Source organism: Paraburkholderia sp. DHOC27, assembly GCF_003429005.1.
Classification (GTDB): Bacteria; Pseudomonadota; Gammaproteobacteria; order Burkholderiales; family Burkholderiaceae; genus Paraburkholderia.
Genome location: NZ_QVQV01000006.1, coordinates 60571 through 74635 on the forward strand (window position 1 = coordinate 60571; position 14065 = coordinate 74635).

The 14065-nt window shown below is 64.4% G+C and carries 14 protein-coding genes; 5 read left to right on the forward strand and 9 right to left on the reverse strand.

The window, feature by feature from the left end:
- Positions 1-65 precede the first annotated feature (65 nt).
- The 9 genes from D0B32_RS18975 to D0B32_RS19015 form a co-directional block, all read right to left on the reverse strand.
- Positions 66-1004, reverse strand: coding sequence for a carbohydrate kinase family protein (locus D0B32_RS18975; RefSeq protein ID WP_117335840.1), 939 nt, complete (start codon positions 1002-1004; stop codon positions 66-68).
- Between the two features lie 92 nt (positions 1005-1096).
- Entirely contained in the window at positions 1097-1597 is a 501-nt protein-coding gene (gene tpx, locus D0B32_RS18980) for a thiol peroxidase (RefSeq protein WP_117335841.1), read from the reverse strand.
- An 82-nt stretch (positions 1598-1679) separates the two neighbouring features.
- Positions 1680-2927 (reverse strand): zinc-ribbon and DUF3426 domain-containing protein, encoded by a 1248-nt coding sequence (locus tag D0B32_RS18985; RefSeq protein ID WP_117335842.1) that lies wholly within the window; start codon positions 2925-2927, stop codon positions 1680-1682.
- A 69-nt stretch (positions 2928-2996) separates the two neighbouring features.
- Positions 2997-3890, reverse strand: coding sequence for a 50S ribosomal protein L11 methyltransferase (prmA, locus tag D0B32_RS18990; RefSeq protein ID WP_117335843.1), 894 nt, complete (start codon positions 3888-3890; stop codon positions 2997-2999).
- Positions 3891-3893: 3 nt separating this feature from the next.
- Positions 3894-5261 carry an acetyl-CoA carboxylase biotin carboxylase subunit gene (accC, locus tag D0B32_RS18995; RefSeq protein ID WP_117335844.1) on the reverse strand — a complete coding sequence of 456 codons (1368 nt, stop codon included), beginning with the start codon at positions 5259-5261 and terminating at the stop codon, positions 3894-3896.
- 93 nt (positions 5262-5354) lie between these two features.
- Positions 5355-5825 carry an acetyl-CoA carboxylase biotin carboxyl carrier protein gene (gene accB / locus D0B32_RS19000; protein ID WP_117335845.1) on the reverse strand — a complete coding sequence of 157 codons (471 nt, stop codon included), beginning with the start codon at positions 5823-5825 and terminating at the stop codon, positions 5355-5357.
- Between the two features lie 69 nt (positions 5826-5894).
- Entirely contained in the window at positions 5895-6350 is a 456-nt protein-coding gene (gene aroQ, locus D0B32_RS19005; protein ID WP_117335846.1) for a type II 3-dehydroquinate dehydratase, read from the reverse strand.
- A 195-nt stretch (positions 6351-6545) separates the two neighbouring features.
- The gene (locus tag D0B32_RS19010) at positions 6546-7100 is read right to left on the reverse strand and encodes a TlpA disulfide reductase family protein (protein ID WP_117335847.1); all 555 of its coding nucleotides are present in this window, start codon (positions 7098-7100) and stop codon (positions 6546-6548) included.
- A gap of 19 nt (positions 7101-7119) precedes the next feature.
- Complete coding sequence (locus D0B32_RS19015) at positions 7120-7797, reverse strand: UDP-N-acetylmuramate--alanine ligase (RefSeq protein ID WP_117335848.1); 678 nt, start codon at positions 7795-7797, stop codon at positions 7120-7122.
- A 272-nt stretch (positions 7798-8069) separates the two neighbouring features.
- Here D0B32_RS19015 and mpl point away from each other — a divergent pair, with 272 nt between their 5' ends.
- The 5 genes from mpl (at position 8070) to mtgA (ending at position 14035) form a co-directional block, all read left to right on the forward strand.
- Positions 8070-9524, forward strand: a complete 1455-nt coding sequence (gene mpl / locus D0B32_RS19020) for a UDP-N-acetylmuramate:L-alanyl-gamma-D-glutamyl-meso-diaminopimelate ligase (RefSeq protein WP_117335849.1) — start codon at positions 8070-8072, stop codon at positions 9522-9524.
- Entirely contained in the window at positions 9521-10123 is a 603-nt protein-coding gene (locus tag D0B32_RS19025; protein ID WP_117335850.1) for a YqiA/YcfP family alpha/beta fold hydrolase, read from the forward strand. The genes mpl and D0B32_RS19025 overlap by 4 nt, the downstream gene beginning before the upstream one ends.
- Before the next feature lie 121 nt (positions 10124-10244).
- Complete coding sequence (locus tag D0B32_RS19030) at positions 10245-12362, forward strand: ribonuclease catalytic domain-containing protein (protein ID WP_117335851.1); 2118 nt, start codon at positions 10245-10247, stop codon at positions 12360-12362.
- Positions 12359-13249 carry a shikimate dehydrogenase gene (gene aroE / locus D0B32_RS19035; RefSeq protein WP_117335852.1) on the forward strand — a complete coding sequence of 297 codons (891 nt, stop codon included), beginning with the start codon at positions 12359-12361 and terminating at the stop codon, positions 13247-13249. Before D0B32_RS19030 ends, aroE begins: the two co-directional genes overlap by 4 nt.
- 63 nt (positions 13250-13312) lie before the next feature.
- Positions 13313-14035, forward strand: a complete 723-nt coding sequence (gene mtgA, locus D0B32_RS19040) for a monofunctional biosynthetic peptidoglycan transglycosylase (protein WP_117335853.1) — start codon at positions 13313-13315, stop codon at positions 14033-14035.
- Positions 14036-14065 lie beyond the last annotated feature (30 nt).

The window sequence follows — 14065 nt, forward strand, 5'->3', positions numbered from 1 at the left end:
GCGGGATTTTTTTTGCCCAAGCTGGAAACCCGCGCAATGCGACTGCCTCGTCGCACTGACAGCACTTAGGGCAGGTCGTACCCGAATGCCTCTTTGAACCGCTCATTGATCTCCGCGCGGGTCGGCGCGTAGTTCTGCGGTCCTTGCTGCTCGATCTTCAGTGAACCCATCAAGCTCGCCAGACGGCCCGTGGTGGCCCAGCCGAGTTGCTTCTCGATGCCGTACAGCAGGCCGCCGCGGAAGGCATCACCGCAACCGGTGGGGTCGAGAATCTGTTTGGCCGGCACCACCGGAATCTCTTCGATGCCGCCCGCATGGTGAATCCGCGCGCCGTGTTCACCCAGCGTGATGATCAGCGCTTCGACCTTGCCGGCGATCTCTTCAACCGACCAGCCCGTCTTGTCGCTCACCAGCTTGGCTTCGTAGTCGTTGACCGCGACGTAGGTGGCCAACTCGATCATGCGGCGCAGCGTTGCGCCGTCGAACAGCGGCAGACCTTGGCCCGGATCGAAGATGAACGGCACGCCCGCTGCGGCGAGGCGTTCGGCGTGCTCGGTCATGGCCTGGTAGCCGTCCGGCCCGACGATGGCGAGCGTGATGTCTTTCGCTTCGTCCGCGTGGTTCAGATGCGCCTGCATCATCGCGCCGGGGTGGAAGGCGGTGATCTGGTTGTTCTCCAGATCGGTGGTGATCATGGCCTGGGCGGAATACGTGTCCTCCAGAACCAGCACATGCTCACGCGACAGACCAAGCTGGTCGAAGCGGTCCAGGTAAAGCTGCGCGTCGATGGCGCCGAGCGCACCCATGATGCGCGCATCGCCGCCGAGCAGGTGCAGCGAATAGCCCATGTTGCCGGCGCAGCCGCCGAACTCGCGGCGCATGGTCGGCACGAGAAAGCTGACGTTCAGGATATGGACCTGCTCCGGCAGGATGTGCTCCCGGAAGCGGCCTTCAAAGGTCATGATGTTGTCGTACGCGAGCGAGCCGCAAATGAGCGTAGCCAAGGCGAGTAGTCCTGTAGAGATCGAATAGAGAAGCGCGCGAAGATGCGAAAACGCCGCGCACGAGGCGCGGCGCTTGAGCAGGCGCGAGACGCTTACTTGAGTGCGGCGAGCGCGGCGTCGTAGTTCGGCTCGTTCTTGATTTCGCCGACGAGTTCAGCGTGCACGACGTTGTCGTTCTCGTCGATGACCACCACGGCGCGTGCCGTCAGGCCGGTCAGCGGGCCGCTCGTCACGTCGACGCCGTACGCCTTCGCGAAGTCGTGGCCGCGGAACGTCGAAGCGGTCGAGACGTTTTCGATGCCTTCGGTCGTGCAGAAGCGCGATGCCGCGAACGGCAGGTCGCCCGAGATGACGACCACGGCGGTGTTCGACAGCTTGCCGGCGGCTTCGTTGAACTTGCGCGTCGAGGTGGCGCAGGTCGGCGTATCGAGGCTCGGCACGATGTTCAGCACTTTGCGCTTGCCGGCGAAATCGGCCAGCGTGACCGGCTTCAGATCCTTGCCGACCAGCGAGAATGCGGGCGCCTTCTGGCCAACGGTCGGGAACGTGCCGCTTACTTCGATCGGGTTACCACCCAGCGTGACTTGACTCATGTTGTGCTCCGAAGATTTGTCAGGGATTGACGGTGAACGCGCCCGATAGACCCCCGGGCGCGCATGAAGATGACGCTTGTGTTCAAGGATAGAAAATCTGTACGCGGAAGTTCGAGGCGATCGCGTCGCCGGTATCCAGATGCACGATCATGGTTTGCGTCGTGCGTGCGGGCAGGCCCGCCGCGATCGGCGTACCAGGCTTTACGTAGTCCTGCGGGAACAGCACGCGGCGCACGGCGACGTTGTTCTGACTGTCGAGCAAGGTGAGTTCGATGGCCGGATAGGCGAGCGCCACGTTGTAGCGGTTGCGCAGCGGCATCTTCAGTTCGAGCTTGTGCGGGCCGTCGATCTGCCGCAAATCGGATGGCTCGACCTGCAGGCCGTCAATGTCGTGCGGCGGCGTGACGTCACAGTTGAACTGCTCGCAGGCCTGCGCGTAGAGCGGCTGCGAGCCCGGCCAGTACACCATGATGGTTTCGCGTTGCCACCAGGCAAGCTGCGCCAGCAGCACAACGAACAGGATCAAGGCGACCAGCGAGCCGAAGATTTTCCAGCCAATCCGGCTGGGCGGCGGCGCGCGCGTTTCGCGGACCACGGCGAACGGATCGGTGTCGTCCTCTGGCGGGTGCGCGGCAAACGGGGAGGCCGCAGCGGCGGCGGGTGCCGCCTCCGTCGTGCCGAAATGCGGCTCGGAGTCGGGCGTGGTGCGCAGCGTGGCGGCTGCGGCCTGTGCGTCCTGCAGGTCGGGTTCGTCGTCCACCGCGCGGGTGTTCGGCCGCCAGACCGGCGGCGTCTTGTTGTCCGCGTGGGCGTCGGTGGTGCCGCTGAACACCGGCTCGTCATGCGTCGCAGCGGCTTCGTTCACCGCTGCGTGCGGCGCGGAAGGCTCGTACGCATGCCGGGGGGTGACAGCGACGCCGGCCGCAACTGGCGTGAGCGGCAGGTTGTTGGCGTTATGCAGGAGACGGTTGTCGATGGCGGCGTCAGGGGGCGGCGCCCAGGGGTCCCAGGCATCCCTGCCGAAACTCGGCCAGTATTGCGCCGGGTTATCGCCGGTGCCGGCGTTCTGGCCGCCCTCAGCGTTCGTGCCGCTAGCGGCGCCCGAACTTGCGCTGACGCCGCGGCCCGAGGTCAACGCGGTGGCGGCTTCGGCGGAGAGCGGCGCTGCCGTGCTGAAGTCGGCGCCATCTTCGATTTCGTACAGGCTGCTCGATGCGTCGAACACTTCGTTGCAGTGCCCACATCGCACCAGCCCGCGACGCAGCGCGAGGTGCGCCGGTTGGAGCCGGAAGACGGTTTCGCAGAAGGGACAGCGCGTCGCCAGATGCATATTGAGCCGGATGGCCGGAGGCCCGTTGGTTGGACAATACGCCTTATTCTAATGGCTTTCGCCAGGCGTTCAGCGACGTGTTCCAGTCAGGCATACCCAGCCTTCGTGTTCACGCCAGACTCCAATGTCGATCCACTGCTGATAAACCCGCGCCACTTCGTCGGCCTGCCGCGCGAGGATGCCGGACAGTGCCAGGCGGCCGCCCGGTTTCACCTTCGACGACAGCATCGACGCCATCAGCTTGAGCGGATTGGACAGGATGTTCGCGACTACGATGTCGAACTCGCCAGCCGGACAGTCGTCGGGCAAACCGTAGGTCACCTCGGCGCGGTTGCGCTCACTATTGTGACGCGCGGACTCGACCGCCTGCGGGTCGATGTCGATACCGTAGACCGGATTCGCGCCGCACTTCTTCGCGAGGATCGCGAGGATGCCCGAACCGCAGCCATAGTCGAGCACCGATTGGTTGTGCTGCACCGACTGCTCGAGCCACTCCATACAGAGACGCGTGGTCGGATGGCTGCCGGTGCCGAATGCGAGACCGGGGTCGAGTTCGAGCACCAGTGCTTCGGGATCAGGCGCATCGTGCCAGGACGGCACCACCCAGATGCGCTCGCCAATCGGAATCGGATCGAATTGCGATTGCGTGAGCCGCACCCAATCCTGTTCCTCCACTTCGCGCAGACTAAAGGTGGGGGTAGGGCGCAGACCCAGTTCGTTCGCGGCGGCGGTGAGCAGCACCGCCGGGTCGTGTTCCGGCGCCAGCAGCGCGATTACGCGCGAGCGCTGCCAGGCGGTGCGATCAGGCGTGAGACCGGGTTCGCCGAAGAGCGGCTGCTCGTCAGGCGTGTCGGCGTCCGCATCCTCAACCGACACGGACAACGCGCCTAACTCGAGCAGCGCGTCGGAGAGTTCCTCCGCGTGCTCACGCGCCAGCTCGACGATCAATTCCCGGTAGCTCATGTCTTACGCTTCTTCCGGTGCGGCTTGCTGCTTTGCCGCCAGCCGGTTTTCGAGGTAGTGAATGCTGGTGCCGCCTTCGACGAACTTGGCGTCGAGCATCAACTCGCGGTGCAGCGGGATGTTGGTCTGAATGCCTTCCACCACCATCTCCGACAACGCAATGCGCATCCGCTTGATGGCCTGCTCGCGGGTCGCGCCGTAGGCGATCAGCTTGCCGATCATCGAATCATAGTTCGGCGGGACGAAATAGCCGTTGTAGACGTGCGAGTCGACGCGGATGCCCGGGCCGCCCGGCATGTGCCACGACGTGAGGCGTCCCGGCGACGGCGTGAACTTGAACGGATCTTCCGCGTTGATCCGGCATTCGATGGCATGTCCCTTGAACACGATGTCGCGCTGACGGTATGCAAGCTTCTCGCCAGCCGCGATGCGGATCTGTTCCTGAACGATGTCGACGCCAGTGATGAGTTCGGTGACCGGATGCTCGACCTGCACGCGCGTGTTCATTTCAATGAAATAGAACTCGCCGTTTTCGTACAGGAATTCGAACGTGCCCGCGCCGAGATAGCCCATCTTCTTGCAGGCGTCCGCGCAGCGATCGCCGATGCGGTCGATCAGACGGCGTGCGATGCCCGGCGCCGGCGCTTCTTCGATCACCTTCTGGTGACGGCGCTGCATGGAGCAATCGCGCTCGCCCAGCCAGATCGAATTGCGGAACGAGTCGCTCAGCACCTGGATTTCGATGTGCCGCGGGTTCTCCAGGAATTTCTCCATGTAGACCTGCGGGTTGCCGAACGCGCGGCCGGCTTCTTCGCGCGTCATATTGACCGCGTTGACCAGCGCCGCTTCCGTGTGCACCACGCGCATGCCGCGGCCACCGCCGCCGCCGGCGGCCTTGATGATCACCGGATAGCCGACCTGGCGGGCAATTTTCACGATCTCTTTCGGATCGTCGGGCAACGCACCTTCAGAACCCGGCACGCAGGGCACGCCGGTCTTGATCATGGTCTGCTTGGCCGTGACCTTGTCGCCCATCATGCGGATCGTTTCCGGACGCGGGCCGATGAAGGTGAAGCCGGATTGTTCGACACGCTCGGCGAAGTCGGCGTTCTCGGAGAGGAAGCCGTAGCCGGGGTGAATCGCTTCGGCGTCGGTGACTTCAGCCGCGCTGATCAGCGCCGGCATGTTCAGGTAGCTCAGATTGGAAGGCGCCGGGCCGATACAGACGGCTTCGTCGGCGAGCTTCACATATTTGGCTTCCTTGTCGGCTTCGGAATAGACGACGACCGTCTTGACGCCGAGCTCACGGCAGGCGCGCTGGATACGAAGCGCGATCTCGCCGCGGTTGGCAATGAGGATTTTTTCAAACATAGCGGATTTTCGACTCATCAATGGGCGCTGCGAAGAGCGGTCGTGCGCCTCAGACGGACAGGCGCACGGACGGCAAACGCAATGCGTGCCGCGTTAGCCGACCACGAACAGCGGTTGGCCGTACTCGACGGCTTGCCCGTTTTCGACGAGGATTTCCTTCACCACGCCGGACTTGTCCGACTCGATCTCGTTCAGGAGCTTCATCGCTTCGATGATGCAGATGGTCTGGCCTTCCTTGACCGTGTCGCCCACCTGGACGAACGGATCGGCGCCCGGCGACGGTGCGCGGTAGAAGGTGCCGACCATCGGCGAGGTCACCACGTGACCTTGCGGCGCGACGGCAGCGGGCGTGGCCGGTGCGGCGGCGGGTGCGTCGAGCGCGCCGGGTGCGGCGGCCGGTGCCTGCTGCGGATACTGCGGCGCGTACGAGGTGGACGGCTGCACGTAAACCGGCGGCGCATTCTTGACGATGCGGACCTTGCCTTCGCCTTCCGTCACTTCCAGTTCCGAAATCCCGGACTCAGAGACGAGGTCGATCAGAGTCTTCAGTTTACGTAGATCCATTGGGCATCCCCTTTCAATGCGTGAAGTGCCGACGGCTTAGCCTGCCGGCGCAAAACTGGTTTGTTGGAATCAGCCGCGCGACGAGCCGGCGGCGAGCCGGTCGAGCGCGAATTCGAGCGCATACAGATATCCCTTCCAGCCAAGCCCGCAGATGACGCCTTCTGCCTGGTCGGAGAAATACGAGTGATGCCTAAACGGCTCGCGGCGATGTACGTTCGACAAATGTATCTCGACGAACGGGATGCCGACCCCCGCCAGTGCGTCCCGAATAGCCACGCTGGTGTGCGTGTACGCGGCGGGATTGATCAGAATGAAATTGGTGTTTTCGAGTCTCGCGGACTGAATGCGGTCTACCAGCGCACCTTCATGATTGCTCTGGAACGACGCGAGTTCGACGCCGGCGTCCGCTGCGCGGTCCGCCAGCGCCTGATCGATCTGCGGCAACGTCACACGACCGTAGACCTCAGGTTCCCGGGTACCGAGAAGGTTGAGGTTTGGGCCGTGCAGTACCAGCAGTCGCGTCATGGTCGCTTCTATTTCCGTGGAATTGGGCGCACTTTAGCGCTGATTAGAGAAACTTGTCTAGTTTCACGCGCGCCAGGTTTGATCCTGACGGTCCGGCGGGGACCGGCTGACTGCGTATCTTCGGACAATTTTACTCAATTAGCATGCAATCAGGCTGTATTTTGCCGCCAACTGACACGTATGACAATTTGAGATTTAAAGCGCGTCGAGCGTTCGTTTCAGTTCCGCCGGCTGGATTTGCCCTAATTTTGTCGACCGAACGTTGCCTTTCGCGTCAATTACCACGGTATAGGGCAAGCCGCCCGCATTATTGCCGAAGGCCCGCGCGAGGTCCGCGCCGCCGAAGCCCACCACGAAAACGGGATACTCCACACGCACTTTCTGCAGGAAGGTCTGGACGTTTTTGTCCGAATCGACGCCGAGTCCGACGAACTCGATGCCCTTATGCGCGTACTCACGCTGCAACTGGGAGAGCGCCGGCATTTCCTCGACGCAGGGGCCGCACCACGACGCCCAGAAGTTGACCACGACCGGGTGGCCCTTGAACAGATTGAGGGACTGCGGCTTGCCGCTGGGGTCGGTGACCGGGGTGGTCCACAACTGGGCAACGGCATTTTGCGGGGCCGGTTGCGCCGCTTCGGCGACGTCGCCGCCGTCCGCAGTGTTGAACAAGGTGTGGCTGGCGAACGCACCGATACCCGCTGCGGCGATCGCCACCACCGCGCCTGCCAGAATCCGCTTGGTCTTCATACTCATCCGATCGAGTCGATCAATTGTTGGGGGAAGCCGCGCGGTTCTCGGCACGGCCTTCGACGCTGCTGCCGTCGACCAGCGCCTGCACCGCCTGGGCACTCGCGCGGGCGTAGCGGCCGCGCGCGTCGGCGCGCACCGCGCCGCGCAGATCGTTGGCGTCATATAGCGCCACGTGCACGCCGACCGGTTCGCTGTCGCGGCCCTCGCGCTCGGGGCGCCACATGAAGCTCAGCGTCTCGACGTAACCACGGCCGGCAAAATGACGCGTCTCGGACACGTCGTACTGGATGTTCGCGTTCAGAAAATAGATGGCGACTTCCTTGGGGTTGTCGCAGAAGGCCTGCAGGTAGACATCCGAATGTTCACCTGCCGTGCCGTTCAGCACCGCGCCCGTCAGATAGGGGTTGAAGGCCGCGAGCCGCTGCATCCAGTCGAGCGCGACGCCGCGCAGGCGGCGCAGCACTGCCGGCTGGCTATCCCCCTGGAAGATGGCCTGATATTCGCGGATTTCTTCCTCGATCTGGTCGTTATCCGGCAGCCATTCACCGGACACATGGGTCTCCCCGACGAGCTGCCGCGCGGCTTTGCGCTTGGCCGTCGAGTAGTCCAGACCGTCCTCGGCGATCATCCGCGCAGCGGCGATGGCGATTTCCTCGCGCACCCGCTGTGGATCGAAATGTGATTTGCGAGTCATCTCTCAATCATACTAGAGAATGGAGTCGGCCTTTTCCGGCTCTCTCAGGTCAGGCGGGCCTGCGGCGGCGGCCGTGTCTCGTTTGCCTGGGCAGGTTTCCGTTGCGCGGCGCCGGGCGCCAGGCTCCTGACAAGGAACGGGTCCTGGCTCCCGGAGAGCGTGGGGCGATCGGAGGGCGTCGGTTACAATAACGTCCTTTGCGGGCGGACCTTCGCGGCCCTTCCTGCTCACCTTTCCCACGCAAAAACACGCCCGCGCGGCACGACAGGCTTATGCATATCCACATCCTCGGTATCTGCGGCACGTTCATGGGCGGTCTCGCGGTGCTCGCGCGCGGCGCGGGACATACCGTGACGGGCTGCGACGCCGGCGTCTACCCGCCCATGAGCACGCAGCTCGAGGCGCAAGGCATCCGTCTGATAGAGGGTTACGGCGCGGAGCAGATCGATCTGAACCCCGATCTGTTCGTGATCGGCAACGTGGTGTCACGCGGCAACCCGCTGATGGAAGCGATCCTCGATCGTGGGCTGCCCTATACGTCGGGCCCGCAATGGCTCGGTGAACACGTGCTGAACGGCAAGTGGGTGCTGGCGGTGGCCGGCACGCATGGCAAGACCACGACGAGTTCCATGCTGACGTGGCTGCTCGAAGACGCGGGCATGAATCCGGGCTTTCTGATCGGCGGCGTGCCGCTGAATTTCGGTGTCTCGGCGCGGCTCACCGATTCGAGCTTCTTCGTGATCGAAGCCGACGAATACGACACCGCCTTCTTCGACAAGCGCTCCAAGTTCGTTCACTACCGGCCGCGCACGGCGGTGCTGAACAATCTCGAATTCGATCACGCCGACATCTTCCCCGATCTCGCCGCTATCGAGACCCAGTTCCACCATCTGGTGCGCACCGTGCCGGGCGTGGGGCGCATTGTCAGCAATGGCCGCGAGGCGCCGCTGGAGCGCGTGTTGTCGCGCGGCTGCTGGAGCGAAGTGGAGCGCTTCGGCGTGCAGGGCGGCTGGGAAGCGCTGCCCGCGGAAGAGGGCGTGCCGGTCGACGAGAGGTTCGCCGTGTATCACAACGGCGCGCGGGTGGGCGAGGTCGAGTGGCAAGTGCAGGGCGAACATAACCGTCTGAACGCGATTGCCGCGATCGCGGCGGCGCGTAGCGTGGGCGTGCCGCCCGCGCAGGCCGCGCAGTCGCTCGCGAGCTTCCGCAATGTGAAGCGGCGCATGGAAGTGCGCGGCAGTGTCGACGGCGTGACGGTGTTCGACGATTTCGCGCACCATCCCACCGCCATCGAAACCACGGTTGCGGGTCTGCGCACGCGGGTGGGCCGTGATCACACACGTATTCTGGCTGTGCTGGAACCGCGCTCGAACACCATGAAGCTCGGCGTGATGAAAGCGCAACTGCCGGGCAGCCTCGCCGATGCCGATCTCGTCTTCGGCTACGGCGCACCCACGGGCCGCGATGCACTGGGCTGGAATCTCGGAGAAGCGCTGGCCCCGCTCGGCGACAAGGCGCAAGCGTTCGACAACCTCGACGCGCTTGTCAAAGCAGTGGTGGCCGCGGCGCAACCTGGCGACCAGGTGCTGGTCATGAGCAATGGCGGTTTTGGCGGCGTGCATCAAAAGCTGCTGGATGCGCTCTCGGCGCGGCCGGCTCAGGCGCGGCCGGCCAAGGCGCAACAGGCTCAGGCGCAGCCTGACCCGGCGCAACGAGGCGCCGCGTGATCCTTTATCTGCACGGCTTCCGCTCCTCGCCGAACTCCTTCAAAGCTCGCGTGATGGCCGCGCGCCTGGCTGAAGACGGTCGCAGCGCGGAATGGTGTTGTCCGATGCTGCCTGTGTCGCCGCGCGAGACGATTACGCTCGCCGAGTCACTGGTCGCGGCGGCGGCGCCCGCGCGGGTCACGGTGGTGGGCAGTTCGCTGGGCGGCTACTTCGCCACGTATCTGGCCGAGAAGCACGGCTGGCGCGCCGTGTTGCTGAACCCGGCGGTCGTGCCGCAGCGCGACCTGAGCCAATACCTGGGTGAGCAGCCGTTGTGGCACGGCGGCGGCAGCATCGTCGTCGAGCCGCATCATCTGGATGAACTGCGGGCCTTGAGCGTGGCCGCCATCACCCGTCCCGAACGCTATTATTTGATTGCCGCCACCGGCGACGAAGTACTCGATTACCGCGAGATGCTCGCCCACTATCCCGGCGCGCGCACTACCTTGATTGAAGGCAGCGACCACGCGATCAGCGAGTTCGAGCAGTACGTCGACGGCGTGCTGGCCTTTTGCGATGCAGCGGATGTAGAACCGCCGGCGCCCCGCGCGACGGCCTGAATCATGCCGCCCGCGCCAGCATGCGCGCGGCGGAGCCACTACCACGAACACGTTGCCGTTGCCCCGGCGGAGTTGGTCCACGCGGCGCTGCGGTACATGCAAGTCAGAACGAGAGTATTGAGTGAACGTTTTCTTTGAGGAATCGGGCAGTTTCAAGGCAGGCAGCGTGCTGTCGCGGCAGGGCGATGCATTTCAGGTCGAGCTGCCTGGCGGGCGCCGCACGAAGGTGCGCGCGAAAGACGTGCTGATCGAGTTCGAGAAGCCGAGCGCGGGCGATCTGATCCAGCAAGCCGATGCCGCCGCCCAGGAAATCGATCTGGATTTTCTGTGGGAATGCGCGCCGGAAGACGAGTTTCCCTTTGCAACGCTCGGCGCCGATTACTTCGGTGCTTCGTTCGGGCCGGTCGAGCGCGCGGCACTGGTGCTGCGCATGCATGCGTCGCCGGTCTACTTCCGCCGCAAAGGCCGCGGCCAGTATCAACGCGCGCCGCAGGAGCAGTTGAAGCTGGCGCTGGCTTCGCTCGAGCGCAAGCGTCAGCAGGGTCTGGTGCAGGCAGGCTACGAGGAAGAACTGAAGGCGGGCCGTCTGCCCGAGGCATTGGCCGGCAAGGCGCTGGGTCTGCTGACGAAGCCCGACAAGAACACCATTGAATACAAGGCGCTGGAAGCCGCAGCGGCGGCGCGCGGTATTTCGCAGGCGCGGCTGATGCTCGAGTGCGGCGGTATTCCGTCGGCGCGGGCGCTGCATGAGGCGCGTTTCCTGTCCGAATTCTTCCCGCACGGCACCGGTTTCGCGCCGGTGACGGTGGGCTCGTTGCCGGAGGATCTGCCGGAAGCAGACGTGCAGGCGTTCTCCATTGATGATGTGACCACCACGGAAATCGACGACGCGTTTTCTGTCGAGCATCTCGCGGATGGCCGTGTGCGCATCGGCGTGCACATCGCGGCACCGGCGCTCGGTATTCAGCGCGGCGACGAAGTGGATGCGATCGCGCGCAATCGTCTGTCCACCGTCTATATGCCGGGCGACAAGATCACGATGCTGCCCGACAGCGTCGTCGAGGCGTTCACGCTGGCCGAAGGCGGCTTGCGCCCGGCGCTGTCGCTGTATGTGATCGTCAATCGGGAAACCCAGGAGATCGTCGCGAGCGAGACGCGCGCGGAGCGCGTGTTCGTGAAGAACAATCTGCGCCACAACACGCTGGACGAACTGGTCACCGAAGAGGCGCTCGCCGCCGGCACGGGCGACTATCCGCACAAGGAAGATATTGCGGTGCTGTGGCCGTTCGCGCTCGCGCTGTTCGAGAAGCGTCAACAGGCGCGGGCCGGTTACGGGCTGCGTCGCGAAGTGCAGCGCAACACCGACTTCAATTTCTATGTGGACGGCGAGCACATCACCATTACGCCGCGCCGCCGTGGCTCGCCGCTCGATACGATCGTCGCGGAACTGGCCATTCTCGCCAACTCGTCGTGGGGCGCGTTCCTGCACGATCACGGCGTGCCCGGCATCTACCGCACGCAGCGCGCGTTCGGCGCGCCGTCCGGTCCGAAGCGCACACGCATGCAGACCAACGCCGCGCCGCACGAAGGGCTCGGCGTGACGCAATACGCGTGGAGCACGTCGCCGTTGCGTCGCTACGTGGACCTCGTCAATCAGTGGCAATTGCTGGCCTGCGTGCAGCATGGTGTGACGGCCAAGCTGGCCGCGCCGTTCAAGCCGAAAGACGCGGATCTGTTCGCCGTCGTGCAGGGCTTCGACGACACGTACTCGGCCTACGCCGACCATCAGCGGCGCATGGAGTATTTCTGGTGCTTGCGCTGGCTGAAGCAGGAAGACAAGAAGCAGGTCGTGGCAACGGTGGTGAAGGACGATCTGGTTCGGCTCGAAGAGATTCCCTTGCTGCTGCATGTGCCGGCGCTCGGCGTGCATGCCCGCGGCACACGCCTGCTGATGGAAGTGATGTCGATTGACGAACTGACCGTGGAAGCGTCCGTGCGGATGTTGAAGGTGCTCGACGCGCCCACCGTCACGAGCGGCACGGAAGCCGAAGAAGCGGACGAGGGTGAAGAAGAATTGCTCGACGCGGCGGACGACTCTCCTGAGAGCGAGGCCGAGGCCGAAGCCGAGTCTGATGCTGCAACTGACGCCGACCCTGACGGACAGGGAGAGGCAAGCGGCAACGGCGCGGAAGGCGAGGACGCATCCGCCGGTCAGCAGGTCGCGGAGCCGGGGCAATGAGCGCGCCGGCACAGTCAGGCGCACAGTCTCATGCCGTACCGCGCGACCGCTATGCGGTGATCGGCAATCCGATCAGCCATAGCAAGTCGCCGTTCATTCACGCGCGCTTTGCGGAGCAGACCGGCGAGCCGGTCGACTACACGCACCTGCTGGCGCCTCTGGATGCATTCGTGCCGCACGTGCGCGCCTTCTTCGAGGCGGGTGGACGCGGTCTCAATGTAACGGTGCCGTTCAAGCTCGAGGCGCACGCACTGGCCACGACGCTGTCGCCTCGCGCGGCAGCGGCAGGCGCGGTGAATACTTTGCGTGCTGACGCGGGCAGCATCTATGGCGACAACACGGACGGCTTTGGCCTCGTGCGTGATATCGAAGTGAATCTGAGCACGCCGCTCAAGGGCGCGCGCATCCTGCTGCTGGGCGCAGGCGGGGCCGCGCGCGGCGTGGTGCTGCCCATGCTGGAGCGCTCGCCGCACTCACTGACGATCGTCAACCGGACCGCCGCAAAGGCCAGCGAACTGGTCGAGCAGTTCGGCGCAGCGGCGCGCACGGCCGGTTGCCAACTGACGGGCGGAGGCGCCGCGGCAGTCGAGGCGAGCGCGTACGACGTCATCATCAACGCGACGGCCGGTAGTCTGGATGATGCGCTGCCCGAGTGCGACGAGCGCGCGTTCGGCAGCGGCACGCTTGCGTACGACATGATGTACGGCGCGCAGCCGACGGTGTTCATGCAGCACGCGCAGACGCTGGGTGCCCGCGCCGCCGATGGCCTCGGCATGCTCGTCGAACAGGCCGCCGAATCGTTTTTCGTGTGGCGTGGCGTGCGTCCGAGCGGCGCGCCCGTGCTGGCGCAATTGCGTCAAATGCTGGCTGGATCTAGCGCGGCCTGAACCGCCGCGCATTGACTCGAAGTAACTCTTCCACAACCGTTCGAACCAGAGACCGTGACGACGATGACGCGAGCGAGGCGAACAATCCGGCTCGGGCCAGCCCGATGGATTCTTTACGTTGGCGCAGTCGTCGCCCTTGCCTGGATCGCCACGCAGTTGTTCTACTTCGCGCAGATCGCCATCTGGAACAACGTGAATCCGCAGTCGACGGCGTTCATGCGCTCCGACGCGTGGCGTCTTTCGGAGGACCATTCCGATCTGTCCATTCAGCACACCTGGGTGCCTTACGAGCAGATTTCGCGCAACCTGAAGCGCGCGATCATCGCGTCCGAGGACGCCGACTTCGTCAACAACAACGGCTACGAAACCGACGCCATCCTGCAGGCATGGGAGAAGAACAAGGCGCGCGGCAAGATCGTGGCGGGCGGGTCGACGATTACGCAGCAACTGGCGCGCAACCTGTTTCTATCGCGGGAGAAAAGTTATATCCGCAAGGGCCAGGAATTGATCATCACGTGGATGCTCGAGACCTTGATGGACAAGGAGCGCATCTACGAGATCTACCTGAACTCCGTGGAGTGGGGAAACGGCATTTACGGTGCGGAGGCCGCCGCGCAGCACTACTACAAGACCTCGGCGGCGAAGCTCACCGCCGGACAGTCGGCGCGTCTCGCCGTGATGTTGCCGCGCCCGAAATACTTCGATGAGCACCGCAGCTCGCCGTATCTGACACACCGGGCGGGCGTGATTGCGCACCGGATGGGGATGGCGGAGTTGCCGGACTAGTCGGAAAGGCGCGCGCCGCCGCCGACCCAG

Coding starts and splice junctions, on each gene's coding strand:
- tpx (WP_117335841.1), bottom strand. CDS start 1,597: ATGAGTCAAGTCACGCTGGGTGGTAACCCGATCGAAGTAAGCGGCACG.
- D0B32_RS18985 (WP_117335842.1), bottom strand. CDS start 2,927: ATGCATCTGGCGACGCGCTGTCCCTTCTGCGAAACCGTCTTCCGGCTC.
- prmA (WP_117335843.1), bottom strand. CDS start 3,890: ATGAGCTACCGGGAATTGATCGTCGAGCTGGCGCGTGAGCACGCGGAG.
- accC (WP_117335844.1), bottom strand. CDS start 5,261: ATGTTTGAAAAAATCCTCATTGCCAACCGCGGCGAGATCGCGCTTCGT.
- accB (WP_117335845.1), bottom strand. CDS start 5,825: ATGGATCTACGTAAACTGAAGACTCTGATCGACCTCGTCTCTGAGTCC.
- aroQ (WP_117335846.1), bottom strand. CDS start 6,350: ATGACGCGACTGCTGGTACTGCACGGCCCAAACCTCAACCTTCTCGGT.
- D0B32_RS19010 (WP_117335847.1), bottom strand. CDS start 7,100: ATGAAGACCAAGCGGATTCTGGCAGGCGCGGTGGTGGCGATCGCCGCA.
- D0B32_RS19015 (WP_117335848.1), bottom strand. CDS start 7,797: ATGACTCGCAAATCACATTTCGATCCACAGCGGGTGCGCGAGGAAATC.
- mpl (WP_117335849.1), top strand. CDS start 8,070: ATGCATATCCACATCCTCGGTATCTGCGGCACGTTCATGGGCGGTCTC.
- aroE (WP_117335852.1), top strand. CDS start 12,359: ATGAGCGCGCCGGCACAGTCAGGCGCACAGTCTCATGCCGTACCGCGC.
- mtgA (WP_117335853.1), top strand. CDS start 13,313: ATGACGCGAGCGAGGCGAACAATCCGGCTCGGGCCAGCCCGATGGATT.